The sequence below is a fragment of the Nocardioides yefusunii genome (assembly GCF_004014875.1).
GTDB lineage: Bacteria > Actinomycetota > Actinomycetes > Propionibacteriales > Nocardioidaceae > Nocardioides > Nocardioides yefusunii.
The window spans coordinates 2,023,160-2,049,503 of record NZ_CP034929.1; the positions used below are offsets into that span (position 1 = coordinate 2,023,160).

Sequence of the window (26,344 nt, forward strand, 5' to 3'; positions counted from 1 at the left end):
GACGTCACTCGACGTCGGCGGCAGCAGCCTGTGCGGCGGCCTCTTCGGCGGCGAGCTCAGCCGGGTCCACGTCCTCGCAGGTGAGGAGGTCCTGGTTGATCTCGCGCAGAGCGATCGAGAGCGGCTTCTCCTGGACGTGGGTGTCCACGAGCGGGCCGACGTACTCGAGCAGGCCCTCGCCCAGCTGCGAGTAGTACGCGTTGATCTGACGGGCGCGCTTCGCGCTGTAGAGGACCAGCTGGTACTTGCTGTCGGTCTTGGTGAGCAGGTCGTCGATCGAGGGGTTCGTCACGCCCACGGCGTCGATCTTGGGAGCAGCCACTCGTTCAGCCTCGCTGGTTCTTCTCGGCGGTCGTCACCGGGGTGCCGGCGACGGGTACTTGCAAATAGACAGGATACGCCCTGTCCGGGCGTACGACCGACCCCTGAAGGGATCAGACGCGGGATTTGAGCAACGTTACCAATTCCTCGGCAGCCACAGGAACTTCGTGGTTGACGATGGTGACGTCGAACTCGGCCTCGGCGGCCAGCTCCACGCGAGCGGTCGCCAGGCGGCGCTCGCGCTCCTCCTCGGTCTCGGTGCCGCGACCGACGAGGCGTCGCTCGAGCTCCTCGAACGACGGCGGAGCCAGGAAGACCAGGAGTGCCTCCGGCATGTTCGCGCGGACCTGACGCGCGCCCTGGAGATCGATCTCCAGCATCGCGGGTCGACCCTCGGCGATCGCCTGGACCACGGGGGTACGGGGGGTGCCGTAGCGGGCGACCTTGTGGACGGTCGCCCACTCGAGCAGGTCGTCCTCGGCGATCATGCGGTCGAACTCGGCGTCGTCGACGAAGTGGTAGTGCACTCCGTCGATCTCACCGGGACGAGCCTTGCGGGTGGTCGCGCTGACCGAGACCCAGACCTCGGGGTGCGCCTCGCGCACGGCCGCGGCCACGGTTCCCTTGCCCACGGCGGTGGGCCCGGCGAGCACGACCAGACGGTGCTGGCCCTGCTCGGTGCTGCCGGCCTCCGTGGGGGTCACTGCATCGGTCACTGGGCTGCGAACTCGGTCTCGAGGGCGGCGATCTGCTTGACACCGAGGCCACGCACGCGGCGGCTCTCGGCGATCGCGAGACGCTCCATCAGGGCCTTGGCCTTGACCTTGCCGACGCCCGGCATGGACTGCAGCAGGTCGACGACGCGCATCTTGCCGACGACGTCGTTCTCCTGGCCCTCGGCGATGACCTCCATGATGGAGACCTCGGCGGCCTTCAGGCGGTTCTTGACAGCGGCGCGCTCGCGGCGCGAGGCAGCAGCCTTGTCCAGGGCGGCCTGGCGCTGTTCGGGGGTGAGCTCGGGGAGTGCCACGTCAGGTTCCTCGTTGATCTATGTGGTGGGGGTTCCGCTCGCGCGGCCGACCCAGATTAGTCGGGGGTTCTCGCTGGCAGCAATCGAGGCCGGAGGGACCGGGCTCGAAGTGTGTCCAGCATCCCAGTCGGTGACGGCGGAGGAGACTCGCCGGCCCCGAGCGGCGGCGTGCGCTCCCCCACCGTTCGCCCGGACGGGGTGATGTCTGCGGTGGGACTCAGCGCCCCAGGACGGCGACCTCGTCGTTGGCCGCACGGGCCGCGTCGGCCAGCGCCGTGGCCGAGGGGCCTGCCTGCAGGACGCCACGGCTGGTGCTGGGGACCACGTTGGCGGCCGCGTCACCGAAGATCCGCTGCATGTCGGCCACGGTGCCGCCCTGGGCGCCGAAGCCGGGGACCAGCAGCGGTCCGTTGATGGCCAGCGACGTGCCCGGGTCGGCGATCGTCGCGCCCACCACGGCGCCGAAGCTGCCCAGCGGGGAGGCGTCGGCGTTGAGGGCGCGCAGGTCGTCGAGGATCGAGGCAGCCACGGTACGGCCGTCGGCAGTGATCGAACGCTGCACCGAGGCACCTTCGGGGTTCGAGGTGAGCGCGAGCGCGAAGATGCCGGCGCCGGTGCGGCGGGCAGTCTCCACGAACGGGTCGAGCGAACCGAAGCCGAGGTAGGGGCTCACGGTGACGGCATCGGAGGCGAGGTCGGAACGCGGGTCCATGTAGGCATCCGCGTAGGCCTGCGAGGTCGAACCGATGTCGCCGCGCTTGACGTCCATGCAGACCAGCGCGCCGGCCTCACGGGCGGCCTCGACGACGCGAGCCAGGACGGCCACACCACGGGAACCGAAGCGCTCGAAGAAGGCGGCCTGCGGCTTCACGATCGAGACGTGCGGCGCGATCGCCTCGGTCGCGGTGAGCGCGAACTTCTCCATGCCGGCGAGGGTGTCCTCGAGGCCCCACGAGGCGAGCAGGGAGGCGTGCGGGTCGATGCCGACGCAGACGCGTCCGCGGGCCTCGATCGCGGCGGCCAGACGGGCGCCGAAGGGGACGGGCGAAGAGGTGCTCATCAGATCTCCTGGTCCGGACGCGGGACGAGGGAGACGCCTCGACGTCTCCCTCGCTCCGTGTCCACGTGTGTGTCTTCTGCTGCGACCCGTGGGACCGTCAGCGGCCTGCGAGACCGCGCACGATCCTGCGCGGCCACAGCGGGCCCTCGTAGATGAACGCGGTGTAGCCCTGCAGCAGGTCGGCACCGGCCTCGAGGCGCGCAGCGGCGTCCTCGGGGGTGGTGATGCCGCCGACGCCGATCAGGGTGAGGTCGTCACCGACCCGTGCGCGCAGCATCCGCATGACCTCCAGCGAGCGCTGGGTCAGCGGGCGACCAGAGAGACCACCGGCACCGATCTCGGTCACCTTCGCGGCGTCCGACTTCAGGCCGTCGCGGGAGATGGTCGTGTTGGTGGCGATGATGCCGTCCAGACCGATCGCGATCGCCATGTCGGCCACGGCGAGGACGTCCTCGTCGCTCAGGTCGGGGGCGATCTTGACCAGCAGCGGGACGCGCTTGTCGCGGTCGGCGGTCACCTCGTCGGCCTTGACCCGCACGGCCTCCAGCAGCGGCTGGAGCTTCTCCACGGCCTGCAGGTCGCGCAGTCCGGGCGTGTTCGGCGAGGAGACGTTGACCACCAGGTAGTCGGCGTGCGGCGCGAGGAGTCGGGTGGACTTCTCGTAGTCCGCGATCGCGTCGTCCTCCTCGACGACCTTCGTCTTGCCGATGTTGACACCGAGCACGACGTCGGAGGCCTTGCCCGAGGCGGCACGGGCGGCGAGGCGCTGGGCCACCGCCTCCGCGCCGTCGTTGTTGAAGCCCATGCGGTTGACGATCGCGCGGTCCTCGGTCAGGCGGAACAGACGCGGCTGGGGGTTGCCCGGCTGCGGCTCACCGGTGACGGTGCCGATCTCGACGTGGCCGAAACCGAGGCCCGCGAGGGCGTCGATGCCGACGGCGTTCTTGTCGAAACCAGCAGCCAGACCCAGGACGTGCGGGAACCGGATGCCCATCGCCTCGACCGGCGAACCGGCCTCGGCGGCGGCCGTGCCGACCACCCGCTGCGTGAGCGGGCGGGCGGCACGGATCGCGGCGAACGCCTTGTGGTGGATCCACTCGGGGTCGGTACGTGCGAAGACCTGCGTGAAGAGCTGGTCGTAGGCCTTGCCGGCCAGGGTCTTCTCGCTCACGCGGTCACGCCGCGGGGAGCGGAGGTGATGGCGGCCCACTCCTGCAGGGAGCGGACGCCGATCTCACCGCTGCGCAGTGCAGCGATGCCCTGGACCGCGGCAGCAGCACCCTGGACGGTGGTGATGCACGGGGTACCGGTCAGCACGGCGGCTGCACGGATCTCGTAACCGTCGTGGCGAGCACCGGTGGCCGAACCGTTGGGCGTGTTGACGATCAGGTCGATCTCGCCGTCCTGGATCATGCCCACGATGGTCTTCTCGCCGTCGGGGCCCACACCGGAGGAGTGCTTGCGCACGACGGTGGAGGTGATGCCGTTGCGGCGCAGGACCTCGGCAGTGCCCTCGGTGGCGAACAGTTCGAAGCCGTAGTCGGCCAGGACGCGGGCGGGGAAGATCATCGTGCGCTTGTCGCGGTTGGCGATCGAGATGAAGACCTTGCCCTCGGTCGGCAGCGGACCGAACGAACCGGCCTGTGCCTTGGCGAACGCGGTGCCGAAGTCGGCGGCGAAGCCCATGACCTCACCGGTCGACTTCATCTCCGGTCCGAGCACGGTGTCGACGAACTGGCCGTCCTTGGTGCGGAAGCGGTTGAACGGGAGGACTGCTTCCTTGACCGCGATCGGGGCGTCGCCCGGCAGGTTGCCGCCGTCGCCCTCGGTCGGGAGCAGGCCCTCGGCGCGCAGATCGGCGATGGTCGCACCCAGCATGACGCGGGAGGCGGCCTTGGCCATCGAGACGCCGGTCGCCTTGGAGACGAACGGGACGGTGCGCGAGGCACGCGGGTTGGCCTCGATCACGTAGAGCACGTCAGCACCCAGAGCGAACTGGATGTTGATCAGGCCGCGCACGCCGACGCCCTGGGCGATGGCGGTGGTGGCGACGCGGATGCGCTCGATCTCGCTGCGTCCCAGGGTGATCGGCGGCAGGGCGCAGGAGGAGTCACCGGAGTGAATACCGGCCTCCTCGATGTGCTCCATGACGCCGCCGAGGAACAGCTCGTTGCCGTCGTAGAGGGCGTCGACGTCGATCTCGACCGCGTCGTCGATGAACCGGTCGATGAGGACCGGACGCTCGTCGCTGATCAGCTCGGTGGCAGCCTCGAGGTAGGTCTCGAGGGTGTCGTCGGAGTAGACGATCTGCATGCCACGTCCGCCGAGGACGTAGGACGGGCGCACCAGGACCGGGTAACCGATGTCGTGGGCGATGGCGCGGGCGTCCTCGAAGGAGACGGCGGTGCCGTGCTTCGGGGAGATCAGGCCGGCCTCGGAGAGGATGCGGCCGAAGGCGCCGCGCTCCTCGGCGAGGTCGATCGCCTCGGGCGAGGTGCCCACGATCGGGACACCGGCGTCCTGCAGGCCCTGGGCCAGGCCCAGCGGGGTCTGACCACCCAGCGTCGCGATGACACCGGCGATCGGGCCGGCCGCACGCTCGGCCTCGACGATCTCGAGGACGTCCTCCAGCGTCAGGGGCTCGAAGTAGAGACGGTCCGAGGTGTCGTAGTCGGTGGAGACGGTCTCGGGGTTGCAGTTCACCATGATGGTGTCGTAGCCGGCCTTCGACAGCTCCTGCGAGGCGTGCACGCAGGAGTAGTCGAACTCGATGCCCTGACCGATGCGGTTGGGGCCCGAGCCGAGGATGATGACGGCCTCGCGCTCACGCGGGACGACCTCGGTCTCCTCGTCGTAGGACGAGTAGTAGTACGGGGTGTTCGCGGCGAACTCGGCGGCGCAGGTGTCGACGGTCTTGTAGACCGGGCGGACGCCCAGGTCGTGGCGCAGGGCGCGGACGTCGGCCTCGACGAGACCACGGATGCCCGCGATCTGGAGGTCGGAGAAACCGTGGCGCTTGGCCAGACGCAGCGTGGCGGCGTCGAGCTCGGGCGCGGCGGCGACCGACTCGGCGACCTCGTTGATCAGGAAGAGCTGGTCGACGTACCAGGGGTCGATCTTGGTGGCGTCGAAGATCTGCTCCTGCGTGGCACCGGCACGGATGGCCAGCATCAGCTTCTGGATGCGACCGTCGTGGGGACGCTTGACGTCCTCCAAGATCGCGTCCAGGTCACCGGCCTCGCCGGCCCAGGTGAACTGCGAGCCCTTGGCCTCCATGGAGCGGAGAGCCTTGTTGAGCGACTCGGAGAAGTTGCGGCCGATCGCCATGACCTCGCCCACCGACTTCATGTGGGTGGTGAGGGTGGAGTCAGCGGTGGGGAACTTCTCGAACGCGAAGCGCGGAACCTTGACGACGACGTAGTCCAGGGTCGGCTCGAACGACGCCGCGGTGGAGCCGTTGGGGCCCGAGGTGATGTCGTTCTCGATCTCGTCGAGCGTGTAGCCGATGGCGACCTTGGCAGCGATCTTGGCGATGGGGTAGCCGGTGGCCTTCGAGGCCAGCGCGGAGGAGCGGGAGACGCGCGGGTTCATCTCGATGACGATGATCCGGCCGTTCTCCGGGTTCACCGCGTACTGGATGTTGCAGCCACCGGTGTCGACGCCGACCTCACGGATGACGTCGATCGCGATGTCGCGCAGCTTCTGGTACTCGCGGTCGGTCAGCGTCTGCGCGGGGGCGACGGTGATCGAGTCGCCGGTGTGGACACCGACCGGGTCGAAGTTCTCGATGGAGCAGATGATGACGACGTTGTCGTTCTTGTCGCGCATCACCTCCAGCTCGTACTCCTTCCACCCGAGGATGGACTCCTCGATCAGGACCTCGGTGGTCGGGGAGGCCGAGAGGCCGGCGCCGGCGATGCGGTGCAGGTCCTCGGGGGTGAAGGCGATGCCCGAGCCCAGGCCGCCCATGGTGAAGGAGGGGCGCACGACGGCCGGGTAACCCAGCTCCTCGACGGCGGCCTCGACCTCGTCCATGGTGTGGCAGATGTAGGAGCGGCAGACCTCGCCACCGACCTTGCGGACGATGTCGTTGAACAGCTCGCGGTTCTCACCACGGTGGATGGCCTCGAAGGAGGCACCGATCATCTCGACGCCGTACTTCTCCAGCACGCCGTTCTCGTGGAGAGCGGTCGCGGTGTTGAGTGCGGTCTGGCCACCCAGCGTCGGCAGGATCGCGTCGGGGCGCTCCTTGGCGATGACCTTCTCGACGAACTCGGGGGTGATCGGCTCCACGTAGGTGGCGTCGGCGAACTCCGGGTCGGTCATGATCGTGGCCGGGTTGGAGTTCACGAGGATGACCCGCAGGCCCTCCTCCTTGAGGATGCGGCACGCCTGGGTGCCGGAGTAGTCGAACTCGCAGGCCTGGCCGATGACGATCGGGCCGGAGCCGATGACGAGGACGGACTTGATGTCTTCACGCTTCGGCATGATCACGCCTCCTGGGGGGTGACGGTGGCGTCGGCCATCAGCTGGCTGAACCGGTCGAACAGGTACGCGGCGTCGTGGGGACCGGCCGCGGCCTCGGGGTGGTACTGCACGGAGAACGCCTTGAGCTTGCCCGCGGGGTCGCGGAGTTCGAGGCCCTCGACCACGTCGTCGTTGAGGCAGACGTGGGACACCGTGGCGATGCCGAACGGGGTCTCGGTGGCTGCGTCGAGCGGGGCGTCGACAGCGAAACCGTGGTTGTGCGCGGTGACCTCGACCTTGCCGGTGGTGCGGTCCATCACCGGCTGGTTGATGCCACGGTGGCCGTACTTCAGCTTGTAGGTGCCGAAGCCGAGCGCGCGGCCGAAGAGCTGGTTGCCGAAGCAGATGCCGAAGTACGGGATCTCCTCGCCCAGGGCGGCCTTGAGCAGCTCGACCTGGCCGGTGGTCGCCGACGGGTCGCCGGGGCCGTTGGAGAAGAAGAGACCGTCGGGGTTGACGGCCTTGACGTCCTCGAGGGAGGCGTCGGCGGGCAGCACGTGCACCTCGATGCCGCGCTCGGCCATCATGCGGGGCGTGTTGGCCTTGATGCCGAGGTCGAGGGCAGCGACGGTGAACTTCTTCTCACCGACGGCCGGGACGACGTAGGCCTGCGAGGTGGAGACGGCGTCGGACATGTTGGCGCCCGACATCTCGGCGGAGTTCTTGACCTTCTCCAGCAGCACGGCGGGATCGGTGTCGATCGAGGAGATGCCGACGCGCATCGCGCCACGCTCACGCAGGTGACGCGTGAGGGCGCGGGTGTCAATGCCGGAGATGCCGACGACGCCCTGCTCGCGCAGGTCGTCGGCGAGGGTGCGCTGGGCGCGCCAGTTGGACGGCACACGAGCAGGTTCACGCACGACGTAGCCGGCGACCCAGATGCGCGAGGACTCCGGGTCCTCGTCATTCATACCGGTGTTGCCGATGTGCGGAGCCGTCATGACGACGACCTGACCGTGGTACGACGGGTCCGTCAGGGTCTCCTGGTAACCGGTCATGCCGGTGTTGAAGACTGCTTCGCCGAAGGTCTCGCCTTCGGCTCCGAAGGACTCACCGTGGAAGACGCGACCGTCCTCGAGTACGAGGAGCGCGGGCTTGGGGGCATGCAGAGGCACGCCGACCTCCTTCTCCGCCTCACTGGACGGATCGTTAAAGGATGTGTGAGCGGTGTGAACCTTATCAGCGGGACCGGACCCCCGATCGAGGGGTTGACGAGGGGGTCACTCAAAGAGAGCCATGTCACGTCGCCGTGACCCCAGCGTTCTCCTCTCGTGACGCTGAGCCTGAACGACGTCACGGCGCGGTCTCCCCTGCGGCCTGTGCCGCAAGGGGTCTGAGGCTGAGGTCTCACGGCCCGGTACGGATGGGTCACGGAACGGTGCACCGACCACTAGGTTGCTGTTCTACGGCCCCGGCACGGGTTCGAGAGTTCGGGCGACGGGGAGGACCCATGGGCTTCGACACCTTCAGGCGGAACTACGCAGCCACCCGGGACACCGGTTCCGGAGGCCAGGTGTGGCTGCACCCGAACCTCGTCGTCACCCCCGGGTACGCCGAGTTCGCCCACGAGTTCGCGGGGTGCTCGTTCCGGGGCGGTGTCTACCGCTTCCACGACGCCCGCAGCGGCCCCGTCGGGCAACGCGTCGCCGAGCAGATGTTCCCCGAGTTCAACGGTCGCTTCACCGTCTTCGCCCACTCCTGGACCGGACGACAGTTCGCCGTCGACCTCGCGCGCGTCGTCGAGGAGGAACCGCAACTGCTGCTCCTGGACCCGGCCGACGGGCAGGCCTACGAAGTGCCGGTGAGCTTCGCCGGATTCCACGACGACGAACTCGTCCACAACCACCAAGCCGCACTGATGTCGGACTGGCACCGCGAATGGCTCGGCACCGGCTTCGGGTCACGCACGTTGAGCCCTGAGGAGTGCGTCGGCCACCGGATCCCGCTCTACCTGGGCGGCGAGGACGAGATCTCCAACCTGGAGATCACCGACTTCGAGCTCCACTGGTCGTTCAGTGCACAGCTGCGGACGCTCTTCCACAGCCGTACGAGATCAACCTCGGCCTGAGCCGACCTCGAGTCGCAGGTGGGCGGCGTCCCAACGACGACGCAGCCAGCGGTCGTGCGAGGCGACCACGATCGTCGCGGTGCTCTCCCCCACGGCGTCCTCGAGTTCGCTGGCCAACCCCAGGGAGAGGTGATTGGTCGGCTCGTCGAGCAGCAACAGGTCCGGACGTGAGGCCAGCACCAGGGCGAGTCCCAGACGACGACGCTGCCCCACCGAGAGCAGCCCGATCGGGCGCTGCAGGTCGGCCGGACGCACCAGCCCAAGCTCACGCAGCACGACGTCGGGCTCCTCGCCGAAGGCCTGTTCCCAGACGTACGCCGGAGATCGCGACGGATCCTCGAAGTGCACGTCCTGCTCCAGTTCCGCGACCCGGCGAGCCGCGACGTCCACGGTGCCGGCGCTGGGAGCGATCCGTCCCGAGAGCACGCCGAGCAGGGTCGACTTCCCGACGCCGTTGCCGCCGGTGACGAGCAGGTGCTCCCCGGGTGCGACGTCCAGCTTGCTCACGCTCAGGCGCGGCGCGGTCGAGGTGTCGTCGTCGACCCGGAGGTCGCGGACCCGGATGGAAGCACCGGTGCTGGTCGTGACCGGTGCCGACAGGTGCAGGACCGGTCGCGGCTTTGCGACCTGAGCGGCCTCCGCTGCTGCGAGGCGGCGTTCGGCGTCGCGACGACGACGTGCCACCGCACTCTGGACGCGTTCGCCCTTGAAGGAGTGGACGAACTTGTCGTTGTCGCGCGGTCCTCGGCCACGGGCCACGTCGGACTCCCCCACCTGCGTGGCGCGTCGGAGTTCACGGAGCTCGTCCTGCTGAGCCAGCCAGGTCTGCTCCCACCGTGCTCGGTCGGCGTTGCGCTTGGTCTCGTAGACGCTCCAGCCACCGTTGAACCGGCGTCCCCCGAGGCCGTCGGTACCGAACTCGCTGGGGTCGAGGTCGACGAGGTCGGTGCAGACCTCGTCGAGCAGGACGCGGTCGTGGGAGGCGACGAGGACGACGCCGGGCAGCGTCGTGAGGAATTCCGTCAGGATGCCCAGGGCGTCGTCGTCGAGGTGGTTGGTGGGTTCGTCGAGCAGGACGGCCGAGGGTCGCGTGGTCATGACGCCAGCGAGCGCGAGTCGCATCCGCTGTCCGCCTGACAGCGCACCGACCGGGCGCGTCTCGTCGAGCCCTCCGAGGCCGAGCCGCTCGGCTGCCTCCTGGGCACGACGGCCCGCGTCCCACGCATCGGTGGCCACCGCACGCTCCAGGATCTGTGCGTGCCGCTGCGCCGCGACGGGGTCGTCGAGGTGGTCGGCCAGGATCTCGAGGTGGTCGAGGAGCCGTTGCAGGGGCGCCAGGGTCCGGGTCCGGACCTCGGCGACGGTCCACTCGTCTCGGAACGGGGGCTCCTGCCCCACCATGACGAGGTCCTTGGGCGCGGTGATGGTCCCCATGACGACGGCCGTCTTCGGGAGGCGTTGGGCGACGGCGTGCAGCAGCGTCGACTTGCCACTGCCGTTCTCCCCCACCAACGCGGTGCGGCGCCCGGGCGCGAAGGTCAGGGAGAGGTCGCTGATGACGGTGCGGGCACCGTAGGCGACGGTGACGTCATCGAGGGCGACGGGGCGCAAGGAAGAGGCAGTCATGAGAGCTCCTGAGGTCGCAAGGGGGTCCCTGCGACGAGAACGAGGGGTACGTCGGACCGGCCGGGCTGTTCAGCCGCTGGCGCCGGTCAGGTCAGGAGGTCATCCACACGGACGTCACCCTACGAGGCGCCTCACCGAATGCCCAAGTGCGCTGAACCGGGACGCAGCGAGGCCCGCCCCACCGCAGCGGGACGGGCCTCGTCGTACGGGCAGGTGCGTGCGTCAGTCGAGCTTGCCGTCGCGCACGGTCACGGTGCCGTTGTAGATCGTGTGCAGAACGCGCGAGACGACACTGCGGCCGTGCCACGGGTTGTTGCGGCTCAGGGAGACCGAGTCAGCACGGTCGACGGTGACCTCGGCCTCGGGGTCCACCAGCGTCAGGTGCGCGGGCTCGCCGACGGCGAGGGTGCCGCCCTGGCCGGCCAGGCCGGCGATCTTCGCGGGGTTCTGGCTCATCACGCGGGCGATGTCGGCCCAGGTGAAGTCGTCGCCCATCGCGGTGCGGACCACGGCGAGCGCGGTCTCGAGACCGAGCATGCCGAACGCGGCGTCGACGAAGGCGTGCTCCTTGTCGTGGCGTGCGTGCGGCGCGTGGTCGGTGGCGACCGCGTCGATGGTGCCGTCAGCGAGCGCGGCGCGCAGGGCGAGGACGTCCTCGGCCGGACGCAGCGGCGGGTTGACCTTGTAGACGGGGTCGTAGCCCTCGAGCAGGTCGGTGGTGAGCAGCAGGTGGTGCGGGGTCACCTCGGCGGTGACGTCGATGCCGAGGGACTTCGCCCAGCGGATGATCTCCACCGAACCGGCGGTCGAGACGTGCGCGACGTGCAGACGCGAGTTGGTGTGACGCGCGAGCATCACGTCGCGGGCCACGATGACCTCCTCGGCCACGCCGGGCCAGCCCGGCAGACCGAGACGTCCCGAGACCTCACCCTCGTGGCAGCACGAGGTGCTGCCGGCCAGGTGCGGGTCCTGGGAGTGCTGGGAGATGACGCCGCCGAACGCCTTGACGTACTCCAGCGCGCGACGCATCACGCGGGAGTCGTGGACACACTTGCCGTCGTCGGAGAAGACCGTGACGCCGGCACGCGAGCGGTGCATCAGGCCGAGCTCAGCGAGCTCCTCGCCGGCGAGGCCCTTGGTGACCGCGCCGACGGGCTGGACCTGCACGAGGCCGGCCTTCACACCCAGGTCGAAGACGCGCTCGGCGGCCTCGGCGGTGTCGGTGACGGGGTTGGTGTTGGCCATCGCCAGGACGGCGGTGTAGCCACCCACAGCGGCGGCACGCGAACCGGTCACGACGGTCTCGGCGTCCTCGCGGCCCGGCTCACGCAGGTGGGTGTGCAGGTCGACGAGACCCGGCAGGGCGACCAGACCGGCGGCGTCGATGACCTCGGCGCCAGCAGCGGCGTCAGCCGGGATCTCGCCGACAGCGGCGATGACACCGTCGACGACGAGGACGTCGGCGACGTCGCCACCGAGGATGGAGGCGCCGGTGATCAGCAGCGCGTTCGGGGTGTTCGCGGACGTGGTGTCAGTCAGGGGAGCGCTCATCAGGCTTCCTCTCCGGCGAGCAGGTGGTAGAGCACGGACATGCGGACGGCGACACCCGCGGAGACCTGGTCGAGGATCACCGACTGCGCGGCGTCAGCAGCGTCGGCAGCGATCTCGAGGCCGCGGTTCATCGGTCCGGGGTGGCAGATCGGGACGTCGTCGCGCAGCAGCGCGAGCCGGTCGCGGGTCAGGCCGTAGCCGACGGTGTACTCGCGCGGTGTCGGGAAGAAACCGCCGCTCATGCGCTCCTTCTGGACGCGCAGCATCATCAGGGCGTCGACGGTGGGCAGCACCGGGTCGAGGTCCCAGGACAGCTCGAAGCCGTCGGCCTTGGCCCACGCCTCGACGCCGGACGGCATCAGGGTGGGCGGGGCGACGACGGTGACCTTCGCGCCGAGGCGGATCAGCGACTTCACGTTGGAACGGAAGACGCGGCTGTGGGTCAGGTCGCCGACGATCGCGACGTGCTTGCCCTCGATCGAGCCGAGCTTCTGACGCAGGGTGTAGGCGTCGAGCAGGGCCTGGGTGGGGTGCTCGTGGGTGCCGTCACCGGCGTTGACCACGACGGCGTTGACCCAGCCAGCGACCTGCTGGGCCGAGCCGGAGGCGTGGTGGCGCATCACGATCGCGTCGACGCTCATCGCGTCGATCGTCATGACGGTGTCGCGCAGGGACTCGCCCTTGGAGGTCGATGAGCCCTTGCCGGTGATGTTGATGGTGTCGGCGGACATCCACTTGCCGGCGATCTCGAAGGACGACCGGGTGCGGGTCGAGTCCTCGAAGAACAGGTTGATGACCGTGCGTCCGCGCAGGGCCGGGATCTTCTTCACCGAGCGGCGCTGCACGTCGTGCATCTCCGCGGCGGTGTCGAGGAGCAGGTTCATGTCGTCGACGGTCAGGTCGTCGATCGACAGCAGGTGCTTCTTCACGCGTCGTCTCCTCCGCTGATGCGGACCTCGTCACGGCCGTCGGCCTCGCTGAGCGCGACGTGGACGCGCTCGCTGCGGGCACTGGGCAGGTTCTTGCCGACGTGGTCGGCACGGATGGGCAGTTCGCGGTGACCGCGGTCGACGAGGACCGCCAGGCGCACCGCTGCCGGACGCCCGAGGTCTCCCAGGGCGTCGAGGGCGGCACGGATGGTGCGGCCCGAGTAGAGGACGTCGTCCACGAGGACGACGATGCGTCCGTCGATCGGCGGGACGTCGGTCTTGTGCGGGGCCCGCGTGGGGTTGGTCCGCAGGTCGTCGCGGTACATCGTGACGTCGAGTTCGCCGACAGGGACGTCGACGCCTTCGACGGCGGCGATGCGCTCGGCGATGCGGTGCGCGAGCGGGACTCCGCGACTGTGCAGACCCACCAGGACGAGGTCGCTCGCGCCGCGGTTGCGTTCAAGGATCTCATGCGAGATGCGGGTCAGGGCCCGGGCGATGTCACGGGCGTCGAGGACGATGCGTCCTGGGGTGGAGTCACTTCCGACTCCGGGGGTGAGGGCAGGCATGGGCCGCCAGACCTCCTTCTCCGCCTCACGGGACGGCTCGTTAAAGGATGTCGATCGGGACGAAGGTACCAGCGCCGTGTGCCTCTCCCCCGATCGGGCGTGACCCTGTCGTGACCGACGCGACGCAGGTCACACCGTCCGGATGACGCAGACCGGCCCCGGACGCTGGTGCCGTCCAGGGCCGCTCAGGTGGTGCGTGTGCTCAGCGAGCGTGCGTGGCGTCAGGGCTTCTCGAGGATCGCGACGACGCCCTGGCCGCCGGCGGCACAGATGGAGATGAGCCCCCGGCCCGAGCCCTTGGCGTCGAGCAGCTTGGCGAGCACCGGGACGATACGGCCACCGGTCGCGGCGAACGGGTGCGCGGCGGCGAGCGAGGATCCGTTGACGTTGAGCTTGTCGCGGTCGATCGAGCCGAGCGGCGCGTCGAGGCCCAGGCGCTCCTTGCAGAAGATCGGGTCCTCCCATGCCTTGAGGGTGGAGAGCACCTGGGAGGCGAAGGCCTCGTGGATCTCGTAGTAGTCGAAGTCCTGAAGCGTGAGGCCCTCGCGCTGCAGCATCGTGGCCACGGCGTAGGCGGGTGCCATCAGCAGGCCTTCGTGTCCGTGGACGTAGTCGACGGCGGCGGTCTCGTAGGCGGTCAGGTAGGCCAGGACCGGCCAGCCCTGTTCGGCGGCGTACTCCTCGCTGGCGAGCAGGACGACGGAGGCTCCGTCGGAGAGCGGGGTGGAGTTGCCGGCCGTCATGGTGGCGGCAGCCCCCTTGCCGAAGACGGGCTTGAGCTTGGCGAGCTTCTCAGGCGTGGAGTCGGCGCGCATGTTGGTGTCGCGTTCGACGCCACGGAACGGGGTGACGAGGTCGTCGTGGAAGCCCTCCTCCCACGAGCGGGCGAGGTTCTGGTGGCTGCGGGCGGCGAGCTCGTCCTGCTCCTCGCGGCCGATGCGCCACTCCAGGGCGGTGAGGGCGGCGTGCTCGCCCATCGACTTGCGGGTGCGGGGCTCGGAGTTCTGCGGAATCGAGAGGCCGATGTCGCCGGGGCGGATCTGTCCGAGGGCGATCAGCTTGCCCTTGGTGTCGCGGGCGGTGTTGACCTTCATCAGCTTCTTGCGGAGCTTGTCGCTGATCGCGACGGGCGCGTCGGAGGTGGTGTCGGAGCCACCGGCGATGCCGACCTCGATCTGGCCGAGGGCGATCTTGTTGGCCACCTGGATGACGGCCTGCAGGCCGGTGCCGCAGGCCTGCTGGATGTCGGTGGCGGGCGTCGTGGGGGCGAGCTTGGAGCCGAGGACGCACTCGCGGGCGAGGTTGAAGTCGCGGCTGTGCTTGAGGACCGCACCGGCGACGACCTCGCCGACCTGCACGCCAGCCAGACCGAAGCGGTCCACGAGACCGTCGATCGCAGCGGTGAGCATCTCTTGGTTGGAGACGTCGGCGTAGACGCCGTTGGAGCGGGCGAAGGGGATGCGGTTGCCGCCGATGACGGCGACCCTGCGAGTGCTGACCTGCATGGCTTGTCTCCTGGAGCGGTGGTGCGGCGGCTGCGGACCGACGCCGTGGGGCGTCAGGCTACTGTGTCGCGCGTCATGGACACTGGCCGGTAGACGCGGAGTTACACCTACAGTTACACATCCGGGTCCGTCCGGCGGCGGTGTTCCACGCCAGCCCCGCGACTCCTGTCCCCTGCCCGACCGGGCACCGCACCCGCACCGTTCGAAGAGGATCTCGACATGACCGACCGTTACCAGTCCTTCGTCTCCAGCGGCGTGGGCAAGTTCCTGGCCTCCAACCTCGGCCTGCCGCAGCCCGTGCGCCTGGACCGCTGGTCCGAGGGTGCACCGCTGGTCGACGGCGTCGTCCTGCTCGGGGGCACCGGCCGGGTGTCCGCACAGATCGAGACGGTGTTGAAGTCCTACGACGTCGAGTCGACCTCCACCGACGACGGCATCGCCAAGTACAAGGCTCTCGTCTTCGACGCCACCGGCATCGACTCCCCCGCCGGACTGATCGCCCTGCAGGAGTTCTTCACCCCCGTGATGCGTCGGGTGCGTTCGTGCCCGCGCGTCGTCGTGGTGGGTGCGCTGCCCGAGGAGCTCGCCGGTGACGCCCGGATCGCGCAGCGCGGTCTGGAAGGTTTCACCCGTTCGCTGGGCAAGGAGATCGGCAAGGGCGGCACCGTCCAACTGGTGCAGGTGGCACAGGGCGCCGAGGCCGCCATCGACTCGACGCTGGCGTTCTTCGTCTCCCCCAAGTCGGCCTACGTCTCGGGCCAGGTCGTGAAGATCGGCACCGACGGCCGCACCGACACCCCTGTTCCCGCCGACTGGCGTCGCCCGCTCGAGGGCAAGGTCGCCCTGGTCACCGGGGCCTCGCGCGGCATCGGCGAGCAGATCGCACGCGTCCTGCACCGCGACGGCGCGAAGGTCGTCGGTCTCGACGTCCCGCAGGCAGCGAGCGACCTGGTGACCCTGATGGCCGAGCTCGACGGCGACCACCTCGCCCTCGACATCACCCACTCCGACGCCCCGCAGCGGATCGCACACCACCTCAAGACCGAGCACGGCGGCGTCGACATCGTGGTGCACAACGCCGGCATCACCCGCGACAAGAAGCTCGCCAACATGAAGGCCGACCGCTGGGAGTCGGTGATCGCGGTCAACCTGACCGCCCCGGCCCGGATCACCCAGGCCCTGCTCGACGTCGACGCGATCAACGCCGACGGCCGGATCATCGGCGTCTCCTCGATCGCAGGCATCGCCGGCAACGTCGGGCAGACCAACTACGCCGCGTCCAAGGCCGGCGTCATCGGGTTCGTCCAGGACCTCGCCCCGCAGCTGACCAACGGCATCACCGTCAACGCCGTGGCTCCCGGTTTCATCATCACCCAGATGACCGCGGCCGTTCCGTTCGCGACCCGTGAAGTCGGCCAGCGCATGAACGCGATGAGCCAGGGCGGCCTCCCGGTCGACGTCGCCGAGACCATCGCCTGGTACGCGGCCCCCGGTTCGAGCGCGGTCAACGGCAACGTCGTGCGCGTCTGCGGCCAGATGATGCTGGGGGCCTGAGGTGGCAGCCCCTGATCTGTCCGGCGTCTCCCGGCTCCTGCGCCTGGCTGCTCCGTCGATACCGGGCGTGAACCAGTTGCCGGGCGTCAAGAAGGTCCCGTCGACCACGTTCGAGCCGATCACCCTGACGGGGGCACCCGCTGCTGCGGACTCCCGGCTGGTGGCGCAGTACGCGGCGGTCTGCGGGTTCCCACGCAAGGACACCCTGCCGTTGACGTTCCCGCACCTGGCGGCCTTCGTGCTGCACATGGAGATCATGGCGAGCCCGGCGTACGCGTGGCCCGCGATGGGCGGGGTGCACACCGAGAACACCATCACCCAGCACCGTGCGATCGCACTGGACGAGGTGCTGACCACCTCTGTCACCGTCGCGGCCCCGCGTCCGCACCCCAAGGGACGCGTCCTGGACTTCGTCTCCACGGTCACCTCGTCCCGCGACGCTGGCAATGGTGGCGACGAGGTGGTGTGGGAGGAGGTCTCCACCTACCTGGTGCGCGGTCGAGGCACTGAGGATGCTGCGTCGTCCTCGCTGGATCTGGGTGCTGCCCCCGACGGCACGGCGCAGTGGAACCTGCCCGGCGACCTGGGCCGTCGCTACGGCCGGGTCTCGGGTGACATCAACCCGATCCACCTGTACCCGGTGACGGCGAAGGCGCTCGGCTTCAAGCGTCAGATCGCCCACGGCATGTGGACCAAGGCACGGTGCATGGCCGCGATCGAGAACCGCATCCCTGACGCCGTCAAGGTGTCGGTCGCGTTCAAGACCCCGGTGTTCCTGCCGGGCACCGTCGCGTTCGGCCTGGAAGGCGAGCGTATCGACCTGCGCTTCGGCCTGACGTCCCCGAAGGACGGCGCCCCGCACCTCGTGGGTCGCGCCACCGCTCTCTGAAATCACTCACGCACCAGTCACAAGTGCTGCGAAACGTCCGTTTCGACAGCACTTCTGACTGGTGCGTGGCGGTTGGAGCGGGTCAGCGCTTCTTGCCCCACTTCACGACGGTGGTGCGGCCGAGGACGCCCTTGGACATGCTGGTCGCGGTCAGCAGGCGCTGGGAGAACGACGCCAGCGACGGGGTCCAGGTGCCGAGGTCGGTGACGCCGTCACCGTTCCAGTCGCCGACGGCGGGCAGGTCGCCGGCAGCGCCGTGCGCCACGGTGCGGATCTGGGCCTTGCCGTTCACGACCGTACGGAGAGTGAAGACCGACGTGGCAGGGTCGTAGACACCCAGGTCGGTGACGCCGTCACCGTTCCAGTCACCGGTGACGGGCAGGTCGTCGACGTCGCCGAGCGGGACGACGGTGATCTTGCCGGTGTCCCCCTTCAGGCGGAAGTTGGATCCGCGGCGCACGCCGGTCTCCCAGACGCCGTCGGCATCCCAGTCCCCCGCGACCGGACGGTCGCCGCGGGCACCGGACTTGATCGTGCGGAAACCAGCCTCACCCGCGAGCGTCCACAGGTGGGTTCGGGGATCGTAGGTCCCGGTGTCGAGCTGGCCGTCGCCGTCCCAGTCGCCCACGACGGGCTGGTGGTAGCCGCGCCCGACCGCGAGGGAGACACTGGCGCCGTCGTTGCGACGCACCACGTAGGAGGCCTCGTCGTTGCGTCGAAAAACAGCGATCTCCGCGCTGCCGCCCTCGAGCAGGTCTGCCCCGACAGGGACGTCGGCGCAGTTCTTGCTGGTCGCGGAACCGTAGGTGAGGCGGGTGCCGTTGAACCACGCCGGCACGACGCTGGAACCGATCTTCTGCTCGTAGTGCAGGTGTGCACCGCTGGAGTTGCCGGTGGTGCCGAGGTTGCCCAGCAGCGTGCCCTGGTCGACGGTGACGCCGACGGTCACGAACACCTTCTCGAGGTGGGCGTAGAGAGTGGTCTCGCCGTTGCCGTGGTTGATGACGACGTGGCGTCCGTACCCGGTGGTGGAGGAGTTGTCCGCCTTGGTGACGGTGCCCCGCGCGCTGGCCACGACCGGCTGACCAGCGTCATTGGGGGCATTGAAGTCGACCGCGTACGAGCTCGGCGAGTGGTTGGCGCGGGTCGAGGTCGTCCAGGAACTGCCACAGACGAACGGGAACTGGTGGTTGACGGTCGGGACGAGCGTGGCTGCCTTGGCCGAAGCCTTCGTCTTCGCCACGCTGGAACCCGCCTCGGCCTGGGTGATCCCCAACCCCAATGCGGTGACTGCGGCCAGCGAGACGGTCGCTGTGGCGACGGTGAGATGGGTCCAGAAGCTCGGCGCCTCGCGCTGCTCACTGCGTCGCACCCCAGCCACTGCACGGGGACCGGAGGCTCCGACGAGGCGGGCGCGTCCGGGTGCTCGGTGTCGAGAGAGGTGTCGGCGGTCCGGACGCATCTGGGGCAGCTCCTGGCCTGGGGAAGGAAGGCGGCTCAGACGACGACATCTGCACGCTTTCGCACAGGAAACATCGGCCTCGTGAGCCACTGGAACGACCCCAGTTAACAACGCACCGGCGTGTCGCACACAAAATGCGACGAATTACAACGGTGTAATGCTATGGGCTCGTCGCCTCTTTCGATGCCACCGCACCCCCTTCACCGTCGCCTGATCAGGCCCTCCTGGGCCACCGTCGCAGCAAGTTCGCCTGATTCGCTCCAGATCCGCGCCAACGCCAGCCCGCGTCCACCGGACGCACTCGGCGAGGTCTGGTCGTAGAGCCACCACTGGTTGGCACGTAGGGGTCGATGGAACCAGATCGTGTGGTCCAACGACGCCGGCTGCAGCGCAGGGTCGTTGATCAGGAGTCCGTGCGGCACCAGCGAGACACCGAGCAACGTCAGGTCCGAGGCGTAGGTCAATGCCACCTCGTGCATCACCGGGTCCTCGGGCAGGTCACCGTCGATCCGGACCCACATCCGGGCTCGCGCCTTGCGCTCAGGATCCTCAGGCAGTCCCCGGCCCGTCATCCCGATGTGACGGATGTCGAGGGCAGCCCATTCGTGCTGCCACTCCCGGGCAGCAGCTTCACCGTTCGCGGCAGCAAGGTCAGCCAGGGAGAGGCCGGCGGACGGCGGCGGGACGTCAGGCATCACGTCGTGGTGATCCAGGCCCTCCTCGGGCACCTGGAACGTGCACATCTGGTGGTAGATGTCGCGGCCGCGTTGGCGAGCCACGACCCGCACATTGGCGAAGGCCCGCCCCTCGCGCAGACGTTCGACGACATAGACGATCGGCACGTGCGGATCGCCTGGACGCAGGAAGTGCGAATGCAGCGAGTGCAGGTGGTAGCGGGCATCCGTGCTGAGGCGGGCGGCCATCTGCGCCTGCGCAGCCACCTGGCCGCCGAAGACGCGTTGGCGCTGGGTGTCGGGCTGTCGACCTCGGTAGAGGTCGACGTCGAGCACCTCGAGGTCCAACAATTCCAGCAACTGCGCAGCACTGCCCGCCATGAATCACTCCTGGATCTGGTCACCTTCCGGAGGGCCGTCGAGGCCCGCCAGGAACTGTTCGAACTGTCGCCCGAGGTCGTCCGCGGTCGGCAGGGGTTCGTCGGAGGCTAGCAGCGAGGCACCCGTGGACTCGGCGCGCTGGAAGGTGTCGTACTGCTGCTCCAGAGCCGTGACGACCTCGGCCACCTCGGCATGCTCGGCCAGGAAGGTGGAGATCTCGGCGTCACACTCGGCAGCCTTGGCGCGGATGCCGGTGAGGTCGACGATCATGCGCCCACCGATCTCCAGGTTCTCCAGCAGCGAGATCGAGGCGACGGGGTAGTCCATCTGCGCGAGGTAGTGCGGAATGTGGACCGTGTACCCCAACGCGGCATGCCCCCACTCCCCCAGGCGCAGCTCCAGGAGTGCCTGGACACTCGTCGGGACCCGGATCTCAGAACGCCACGGCGAAGCGCCGGTGAGGAGCTCGGGGTCGTTGGCGTGATGAGTGACGGCCCTCGGTCGAGTGTGCGGAACCGCCATCGGCACCGCTCCCATGGAGACCACGCGCGTCACCCCGAAACGCTCGACGACGTCGCGCACGGCCAGACAGAACGCCTCCCAGCGGAAGTCGGGCTCGGGGCCGCGCAACAGCAGGAACGGCGTACCGCCGCTGTCACGCACGAGCCGGACCACCAGTCGCGGCGCGTCGTAGGCCTCGTAGTGGTCCTGGGAGAACGTGATCGCCGGACGACGGGCGCGGTAGTCGTAGAGGACGTCCACGTCGAAGGTGGCCACCACCGGCGCGTCACCGAGGGACTGCAGGTGGTCAGCAGCCAGGGCGCCCGCGTGACCGGCGTCAAGGAAGCCGCTGAGCGCGACGACGAGCGTCAACTCCTCGACGTCCTCCAGTTCCGGAACGTCGTCGACGATGTGGACCAGACGTGAAACTGCCTCTGCCATGCCCTCAGCCTAGGCCGTGACTCCCACTGCGCCGGGACGTGGCCGTCGGCACGGCGTGGCCAGCCTCGCGACTCCCCTGTGGTCCAGACCTCAGCCCCCATGTGACGTGCAGCACTGCGAGTACCCCTTTTCTTTTGGTTACTCGGGGGTAACGTATGCCGCACCCGCGCCGACCGAGCGGGTCACCCACCGAGCATCAGGAGACTCAGTGCCCCGACAGTTGCGAGAGGTCGTCTTCGTCGACGGCGTGCGCACGCCGTTCGGCAAGGCCAAGGGCCAGTTCGCCGAGACGCGCGCCGATGACCTCGTCATCAAGTGCATCCGTGAACTCATCGAGCGCAACCCGCAGTTGCCCCCGGAGCGCGTGGACGAGGTCGCGATCGCGGCCACCACGCAGATCGGTGACCAGGGCCTGACCCTGGGCCGCACCGCAGCCCTCCTGGCCGGCCTGCCCAACACCACCCCGGGCTACTCGATCGACCGCATGTGCGCGGGCGCGATGACCGCCGTCACCTCCGTGGCCGGCGGCATCGCCTTCGGTTCCTACGACGTCGCGATCGCTGGCGGCGTCGAGCACATGGGCCGCCACCCGATGGGCGAGGGCGTCGACCCCAACCCGCGCATCGTGGCGGAGAAGATCGTCTCCCCCGAGGCCCTCGTCATGGGCAACACGGCCGAGAACCTCCACGACCGCTACCCCACCATCACCAAGGAGCGCTGCGACGCCTACGCGGTGCGCTCCCAGGAGAAGACCGCTGCGGCCTACGCCGCCGGTCAGATCCAGCCCGACCTCGTGCCGGTCGCCACCCGTTCGGTGGAGAAGGGCTGGGGCCTGGCGGTCGCCGACGAGGCGCCGCGTGCCACCACGATGGAGACCCTCGCCGGTCTCAAGACCCCGTTCCGCGCCCACGGCAACGTGACCGCCGGCAACGCCTCGGGCATCAACGATGGCGCCACCGCCGCGCTGCTCGCCGACGAGGAGACCGCGCGCGAGCTCGGACTCCCGATCAAGATGCGTCTGGTCTCGTACTCGTTCGTGGGCGTCGAGCCCGAGGTCATGGGCGCCGGACCGATCCCGTCGACGGAGAAGGCCCTCAAGCAGGCCGGCCTCACCATCGACGACATCGGTGCCTTCGAGATCAACGAGGCCTTCGCCGTCCAGGTGCTGGCCCTGCTCGAGCACTTCGGCATCGCCGACGACGACGCCCGCGTCAACCCCTACGGTGGCGCCATCGCGATGGGCCACCCGCTGGCCTCCTCCGGCGTCCGCCTCATGACCCAGCTCGCGCGCACCTTCGAGGCGAAGCCCGAGATCCGCTACGGCCTCACCACCATGTGCATCGGCATCGGCATGGGCGGCACCGTCGTGTGGGAGAACCCGAACTGGAACGGAGAGAACGCCTGATGTACGACGTCACCGCACTCATCGAGAAGGCGAACGGGTACGCCTCGGACGCCGAGGTCGTCACCGAGGCCAAGCTCCGCAAGGTCGCCCTGCCCGGCGGCGCCGGCACCCTGGGTCTGATCACCCTGGACAACGGCCACGACCACACCCGCCCCAACACGTTCGGGTTCAAGGGGCTCATCTCCCTCAACACCGCGATCGACGAGGCCCTGGCCGACGACGAGATCATCGCGATCGGCGTCACCGGCAAGCCGTTCATCCTCGCCGCCGGTGCCGACCTCACGTCGGTGGCCGCCTCCGGCCCGGCCGGGGTACGCACCATCGCCGAACTCGGTCACGCCGTCTTCTCCAAGCTGCACGGCACCAAGCCGTCGTTCGGCTTCATCAACGGTCTCGCCCTGGGCGGTGGCCTCGAGGTCGGTCTGCACTGCGACTACCGCACCGTGCAGGACTCCGCACCCGCTCTCGGCCTGCCCGAGGCGATGCTCGGACTCGTCCCCGGGTGGGGCGGGGCTTGGCTGGTGCCCAACCTGGTCGGCGCCGACAAGGCCGTCACCGTCGCACTGGAGAACCCGCTCAACAACGGTCGCACCGTGGGCGGGCAGAAGGCCTTCGAACTCGGTCTGGCCGACGCCGTCTTCGGTGGCGTCAACTACCTGGAGTCCTCGCTGAAGTGGGCCGCTGACGTGCTGACCGGCAAGGTCGTCGTCGAGCGTCCCGAGATCGACCGCGGACAGGCCTGGGACGCCGCGATCGCCCGCGCCGAGGGCGTCGTGCTCTCCCGCACCGGTGGTGCCTCGCCGGCCGCGAAGAAGATCGTCGAGCTGCTCAAGGGCGCGCGCACCGCGACCCGTGAGGAGGGCTTCGCCGCCGAGGACGCCGCACTCGAGGAGATGTCGAAGACGCCGGAGCTGCTCGCCAGCCTCTACTCCTTCGACCTCGTCCAGAAGCGTGCCAAGCGTCCCGCTGGCGCCCCGGACAAGTCGCTGGCCCGCAAGGTCACCAAGGTCGGCATCATCGGTGCCGGTCTGATGGCCTCGCAGATGGCACTGCTCTTCGCCCGTCGTCTGCAGGTGCCCGTCGTCCTGACCGACCTCGACGAGGAGCGCGCCCAGAAGGGTGTCGCCTACGTCCACGGCGAGATCGACAAGCTCCTCGCCAAGGGCCGGATCAACTCCGACAAGGCCAACCGTCTCCGTGCGCTGGTCACCGGATCGGCCGACAAGGCCACCGCGTTCGCCGGTGCCGACTTCGTGATCGAGGCCGTCTTCGAGGAGATGGGCGTCAAGAAAGCCGTCTTCGCCGACGCCGAGAAGGTCGTCTCCCCTGAGTGCGTGCTCGCCACCAACACCTCCTCGCTCTCCATCACCGAGATGGCGTCCGAGCTGGAGCACCCCGAGCGCGTCGTGGGCTTCCACTTCTTCAACCCGGTGGCCGTGATGCCGCTGCTGGAGATCGTCAAGGGCGACGCCACCGACGACGCCACCCTCGCCACCGCGTTCGCGACCGGCAAGGGCCTGAAGAAGACCTCCATCCTGGTCAAGGACTCGCCGTCCTTCATCGTGAACCGACTCCTGGGTCGCTTCCTCGGTGAGGTGGCGAAGGGCGTCGACGCCGGTACCCCGATCGAGACCGCGGACGCTGCGTTCGCCGGAGTCGCCCCGATGCCGCCGTTCATGCTGCTCGGTCTGGTGGGCCCGGCGATCGCGCTCCACAACAACGAGACCCTGGTGAAGGCGTTCCCTGAGCGCTTCTACGTCTCCCCGCTGCTGGAGAAGGTCGTCGAGCAGAAGATCTCCTCGTTCTACCTGCCCGACCTCACCATCGACCCGAAGGTGAAGGAGCTCCAGGTCGCTCCGGCCGAGCCCGTCGTGCTGAGCAAGGATGAGCTGCGCGAGAAGGCTCTCTCCGGCTTGGCCGAAGAGGTGAAGCTGATGCTCGACGAGGGTGTCGCCCAGGCTCCCGAGGACATCGACCTCGCGATGATCACCGGCGCCGGGTTCTCGTTCTGGAACGGTGGCCTCACGATGCTGCTCGACGCCTCGGGCATCTCCGAGAAGGTCAACGGCAAACGGTTCCACTGATCCACCTGCCTGCGGGGCGTCTCCCCCGCACACGCTGACGCCGAGGGCGTCCGGTCAGCGACCGGGCGCCCTCGGCGCGTTCAGCCCCGGTGGTGCGCTCTGCTTGCACCGCAATTGTCGGATTGATGCCACGCCGACGGCGTGTCACCGCATCAATCCGACAATTGCGCGTTCACTCCTGACGAGCGGCGGCCGCCTGCTGGGCCAGACCGACCCGGGAGTGCTTGCGTCCGTAGCCGAAGTAGACCGCGACGCCCAGGATCATCCAGGCCACGAAGCGGATCCAGGTCTCGCCGATCAGGTTGAGCATCAGGTAGAGGGTCAGCAGCACCGAGGCGCCCGCCACCAGCGGCAGCCACTTCACCCGGAAGGCGCGCGGCAGGTCGGGACGCTGACGACGCAGCACCACGACACCGATCGCCACCAGCAGGAAGGCGAAGAGCGTGCCGATGCTGACCAGGTGGCCCAGGGTCGCGAAGTCGACGAAGCCGGCCAGCAGCGCCACCGCCACACCCGTGATCGCGGTGATGCGGTAGGGGGTGCCCCAGCGCGGGTGCACCTTCGCCAGGGGACGCGGCAGGAGACCGTCGCGGGCCATCGCGAACGCGACCCGGCTCTGGCCCATGATCAGGAGCATCGCCACGACGGTGAGGCCGATGGTGGCGCCGACGGCGATCACGTCACCGACCCATTCCTGACCCACGGCGTTGAAGGCGGTGGCCAGCGGCGCTGGGTCGTCGGGGTCGATGTCGCGGTAGGACTGCATGCCGGTGACCACCAGGGAGACGGCGATGTAGAGGGTCGTGACGATGGCCAACGAGCCGAGGATGCCGATCGGGACGTTGCGCTGCGGGTTGCGGGTCTCCTCCGCGACGGTGGCGACGACGTCGAAGCCGAGGAACGCGAAGAACACGACCGCGGCACCTGCCATCACGCCGGCCCATCCGAAGACGGCGGGTTCGACACCGAACAGCGACGAGATGAGCGGCTGGTCCATGAAGGTGCCGGTGCCGCTCGGCGCAGGCTCGGCGTCGGGGACGAACGGCGACCAGTTGGAGGTCTTGACGTAGCCGATGCCCATCACGATCACCAGCGCGACCACGGAGAGCTTGATCGCGACGACCACCTGGTTGACCCGGCTGGCCACCTTGGCGCCGCACATCAGCACCGCGGTCATGGCGAGGGCCAGGATCATGGCGGGCAGGTTGACCACGCCGTCCACGGCCGAGGACAACTGGGTCGGCAGCTCGAACGGGGTGCCGTCGAGCAGCGTCTGCAGGTACCCCGAGAAGCTGGAGCTGAGTGCGGCTCCGGCCAGGGTGAACTCGAGGACGAGGTCCCAGCCGATCATCCAGGCGATGAACTCACCGAACGTGGCGTAGGAGTAGGTGTAGGCGCTGCCGGCTGCGGGCACGGTGGACGCGAACTCGGCGTAGCAGAGCGCAGCCAGCGCGCAGGCCAGCCCCGCCACTGCGAACGAGATCGCGATCGCCGGACCGGAGTTCGTGGCGGCCACGGTGCCGGTGTAGACGAAGATGCCGGCACCGACGATGATGCCGACGCCGAAGACGATGAGGTCGAGAGCGCCGAGGTTCTTCTTCAGGCTCGACCCTGGTTCGTCCGTCTCTGCGATCGACTGCTCGATGCTCTTGGTGCGGAACAGGCTCATGCATGCAACCTAGGGAGTGCGGCACTTCGCGGTCCAACCGTTATCGCTCCGTCATATCGCGCCTGCGGAATCCACCCCCGGAAGGGTGGACCCGAAGG

21 protein-coding genes are annotated in these 26,344 nt (G+C 69.0%); 5 read left to right on the plus strand and 16 right to left on the minus strand.

The annotated features are described in order from the left end of the window. Positions 1-4: 4 nt before the first annotated feature. The 7 genes from rpoZ to carA form a co-directional block, all read right to left on the minus strand. Positions 5-322, minus strand: coding sequence for a DNA-directed RNA polymerase subunit omega (gene rpoZ / locus EOV43_RS09185; protein WP_277745779.1), 318 nt, complete (start codon positions 320-322; stop codon positions 5-7). A 112-nt stretch (positions 323-434) separates the two neighbouring features. Continuing rightward, on the minus strand, positions 435-1,025 hold the full coding sequence (gene gmk / locus EOV43_RS09190; RefSeq protein ID WP_128221020.1) for a guanylate kinase: 591 nt from the start codon (positions 1,023-1,025) through the stop codon (positions 435-437). 8 nt (positions 1,026-1,033) lie between these two features. Then, complete coding sequence (mihF, locus tag EOV43_RS09195) at positions 1,034-1,351, minus strand: integration host factor, actinobacterial type (protein ID WP_128221021.1); 318 nt, start codon at positions 1,349-1,351, stop codon at positions 1,034-1,036. A 217-nt stretch (positions 1,352-1,568) separates the two neighbouring features. Then, positions 1,569-2,411 carry an orotidine-5'-phosphate decarboxylase gene (gene pyrF / locus EOV43_RS09200; RefSeq protein ID WP_128221022.1) on the minus strand — a complete coding sequence of 281 codons (843 nt, stop codon included), beginning with the start codon at positions 2,409-2,411 and terminating at the stop codon, positions 1,569-1,571. Between the two features lie 97 nt (positions 2,412-2,508). Continuing rightward, positions 2,509-3,582, minus strand: coding sequence for a quinone-dependent dihydroorotate dehydrogenase (locus tag EOV43_RS09205; protein ID WP_239022044.1), 1,074 nt, complete (start codon positions 3,580-3,582; stop codon positions 2,509-2,511). After that, on the minus strand, positions 3,579-6,899 hold the full coding sequence (carB, locus tag EOV43_RS09210; protein ID WP_128221023.1) for a carbamoyl-phosphate synthase large subunit: 3,321 nt from the start codon (positions 6,897-6,899) through the stop codon (positions 3,579-3,581). The genes EOV43_RS09205 and carB overlap by 4 nt, the downstream gene beginning before the upstream one ends. Positions 6,900-6,901: 2 nt before the next feature. Next, on the minus strand, positions 6,902-8,053 hold the full coding sequence (gene carA / locus EOV43_RS09215; RefSeq protein ID WP_128221024.1) for a glutamine-hydrolyzing carbamoyl-phosphate synthase small subunit: 1,152 nt from the start codon (positions 8,051-8,053) through the stop codon (positions 6,902-6,904). Between the two features lie 335 nt (positions 8,054-8,388). Here carA and EOV43_RS09220 point away from each other — a divergent pair, with 335 nt between their 5' ends. Beyond that, positions 8,389-9,006 carry a T6SS immunity protein Tdi1 domain-containing protein gene (locus EOV43_RS09220; protein ID WP_164878680.1) on the plus strand — a complete coding sequence of 206 codons (618 nt, stop codon included), beginning with the start codon at positions 8,389-8,391 and terminating at the stop codon, positions 9,004-9,006. On the opposite strand, the gene EOV43_RS09225 is transcribed toward EOV43_RS09220, so the two are convergent. The 5 genes from EOV43_RS09225 to EOV43_RS09245 all read right to left on the minus strand — a co-directional run bounded on the left by EOV43_RS09225 (position 8,992) and on the right by EOV43_RS09245 (position 15,186). Then, positions 8,992-10,632 (minus strand): ABC-F family ATP-binding cassette domain-containing protein, encoded by a 1,641-nt coding sequence (locus EOV43_RS09225; RefSeq protein ID WP_128221026.1) that lies wholly within the window; start codon positions 10,630-10,632, stop codon positions 8,992-8,994. The genes EOV43_RS09220 and EOV43_RS09225 overlap by 15 nt on opposite strands. Before the next feature lie 222 nt (positions 10,633-10,854). Then, complete coding sequence (locus EOV43_RS09230; RefSeq protein ID WP_128221027.1) at positions 10,855-12,183, minus strand: dihydroorotase; 1,329 nt, start codon at positions 12,181-12,183, stop codon at positions 10,855-10,857. After that, positions 12,183-13,112 carry an aspartate carbamoyltransferase catalytic subunit gene (locus EOV43_RS09235; RefSeq protein ID WP_128221028.1) on the minus strand — a complete coding sequence of 310 codons (930 nt, stop codon included), beginning with the start codon at positions 13,110-13,112 and terminating at the stop codon, positions 12,183-12,185. The genes EOV43_RS09230 and EOV43_RS09235 overlap by 1 nt, the downstream gene beginning before the upstream one ends. Next, on the minus strand, positions 13,109-13,681 hold the full coding sequence (pyrR, locus tag EOV43_RS09240; protein ID WP_128221029.1) for a bifunctional pyr operon transcriptional regulator/uracil phosphoribosyltransferase PyrR: 573 nt from the start codon (positions 13,679-13,681) through the stop codon (positions 13,109-13,111). Before pyrR ends, EOV43_RS09235 begins: the two co-directional genes overlap by 4 nt. Before the next feature lie 221 nt (positions 13,682-13,902). Beyond that, positions 13,903-15,186 carry an acetyl-CoA C-acetyltransferase gene (locus tag EOV43_RS09245; RefSeq protein WP_128221030.1) on the minus strand — a complete coding sequence of 428 codons (1,284 nt, stop codon included), beginning with the start codon at positions 15,184-15,186 and terminating at the stop codon, positions 13,903-13,905. Between the two features lie 219 nt (positions 15,187-15,405). Between EOV43_RS09245 and EOV43_RS09250 the strand changes: the two genes are divergently transcribed. Continuing rightward, positions 15,406-16,740, plus strand: a complete 1,335-nt coding sequence (locus EOV43_RS09250; protein ID WP_128221031.1) for a 3-oxoacyl-ACP reductase — start codon at positions 15,406-15,408, stop codon at positions 16,738-16,740. A 1-nt stretch (position 16,741) separates the two neighbouring features. Continuing rightward, positions 16,742-17,629, plus strand: a complete 888-nt coding sequence (locus EOV43_RS09255) for a MaoC/PaaZ C-terminal domain-containing protein (RefSeq protein WP_239022045.1) — start codon at positions 16,742-16,744, stop codon at positions 17,627-17,629. An 82-nt stretch (positions 17,630-17,711) separates the two neighbouring features. On the opposite strand, the gene EOV43_RS09260 is transcribed toward EOV43_RS09255, so the two are convergent. The 3 genes from EOV43_RS09260 to EOV43_RS09270 all read right to left on the minus strand — a co-directional run bounded on the left by EOV43_RS09260 (position 17,712) and on the right by EOV43_RS09270 (position 21,088). Continuing rightward, the gene (locus EOV43_RS09260; RefSeq protein WP_164878681.1) at positions 17,712-19,001 is read right to left on the minus strand and encodes a M23 family metallopeptidase; all 1,290 of its coding nucleotides are present in this window, start codon (positions 18,999-19,001) and stop codon (positions 17,712-17,714) included. Between the two features lie 290 nt (positions 19,002-19,291). Next, entirely contained in the window at positions 19,292-20,146 is an 855-nt protein-coding gene (locus EOV43_RS09265; RefSeq protein WP_128221033.1) for an acyl-CoA thioesterase, read from the minus strand. A gap of 3 nt (positions 20,147-20,149) precedes the next feature. Beyond that, on the minus strand, positions 20,150-21,088 hold the full coding sequence (locus EOV43_RS09270; protein ID WP_128221034.1) for a PAC2 family protein: 939 nt from the start codon (positions 21,086-21,088) through the stop codon (positions 20,150-20,152). 208 nt (positions 21,089-21,296) lie between these two features. Here EOV43_RS09270 and EOV43_RS09275 point away from each other — a divergent pair, with 208 nt between their 5' ends. Further along, positions 21,297-22,493, plus strand: coding sequence for a thiolase family protein (locus EOV43_RS09275; RefSeq protein WP_128221035.1), 1,197 nt, complete (start codon positions 21,297-21,299; stop codon positions 22,491-22,493). Further along, positions 22,493-24,577 carry a 3-hydroxyacyl-CoA dehydrogenase NAD-binding domain-containing protein gene (locus tag EOV43_RS09280; RefSeq protein ID WP_128221036.1) on the plus strand — a complete coding sequence of 695 codons (2,085 nt, stop codon included), beginning with the start codon at positions 22,493-22,495 and terminating at the stop codon, positions 24,575-24,577. The genes EOV43_RS09275 and EOV43_RS09280 overlap by 1 nt, the downstream gene beginning before the upstream one ends. Positions 24,578-24,749: 172 nt before the next feature. Here the strand turns inward: EOV43_RS09280 and EOV43_RS09285 are convergent, their stop codons facing one another. Then, positions 24,750-26,246, minus strand: coding sequence for an amino acid permease (locus tag EOV43_RS09285; protein WP_128221037.1), 1,497 nt, complete (start codon positions 26,244-26,246; stop codon positions 24,750-24,752). Positions 26,247-26,344 lie beyond the last annotated feature (98 nt).

Bases quoted from the DNA above. Each gene is read 5' to 3' on its own strand.
- carB (WP_128221023.1), bottom strand. From the start codon at position 6,899: ATGCCGAAGCGTGAAGACATCAAGTCCGTCCTCGTCATCGGCTCCGGC.
- pyrR (WP_128221029.1), bottom strand. From the start codon at position 13,681: ATGCCTGCCCTCACCCCCGGAGTCGGAAGTGACTCCACCCCAGGACGC.
- EOV43_RS09245 (WP_128221030.1), bottom strand. From the start codon at position 15,186: ATGCAGGTCAGCACTCGCAGGGTCGCCGTCATCGGCGGCAACCGCATC.
- EOV43_RS09280 (WP_128221036.1), top strand. From the start codon at position 22,493: ATGTACGACGTCACCGCACTCATCGAGAAGGCGAACGGGTACGCCTCG.
- EOV43_RS09285 (WP_128221037.1), bottom strand. From the start codon at position 26,246: ATGAGCCTGTTCCGCACCAAGAGCATCGAGCAGTCGATCGCAGAGACG.
- EOV43_RS09225 (WP_128221026.1), bottom strand. From the start codon at position 10,632: ATGACTGCCTCTTCCTTGCGCCCCGTCGCCCTCGATGACGTCACCGTC.
- EOV43_RS09250 (WP_128221031.1), top strand. From the start codon at position 15,406: ATGACCGACCGTTACCAGTCCTTCGTCTCCAGCGGCGTGGGCAAGTTC.
- EOV43_RS09230 (WP_128221027.1), bottom strand. From the start codon at position 12,183: ATGAGCGCTCCCCTGACTGACACCACGTCCGCGAACACCCCGAACGCG.
- EOV43_RS09270 (WP_128221034.1), bottom strand. From the start codon at position 21,088: ATGGCAGAGGCAGTTTCACGTCTGGTCCACATCGTCGACGACGTTCCG.
- pyrF (WP_128221022.1), bottom strand. From the start codon at position 2,411: ATGAGCACCTCTTCGCCCGTCCCCTTCGGCGCCCGTCTGGCCGCCGCG.
- EOV43_RS09220 (WP_164878680.1), top strand. From the start codon at position 8,389: ATGGGCTTCGACACCTTCAGGCGGAACTACGCAGCCACCCGGGACACC.
- EOV43_RS09265 (WP_128221033.1), bottom strand. From the start codon at position 20,146: ATGGCGGGCAGTGCTGCGCAGTTGCTGGAATTGTTGGACCTCGAGGTG.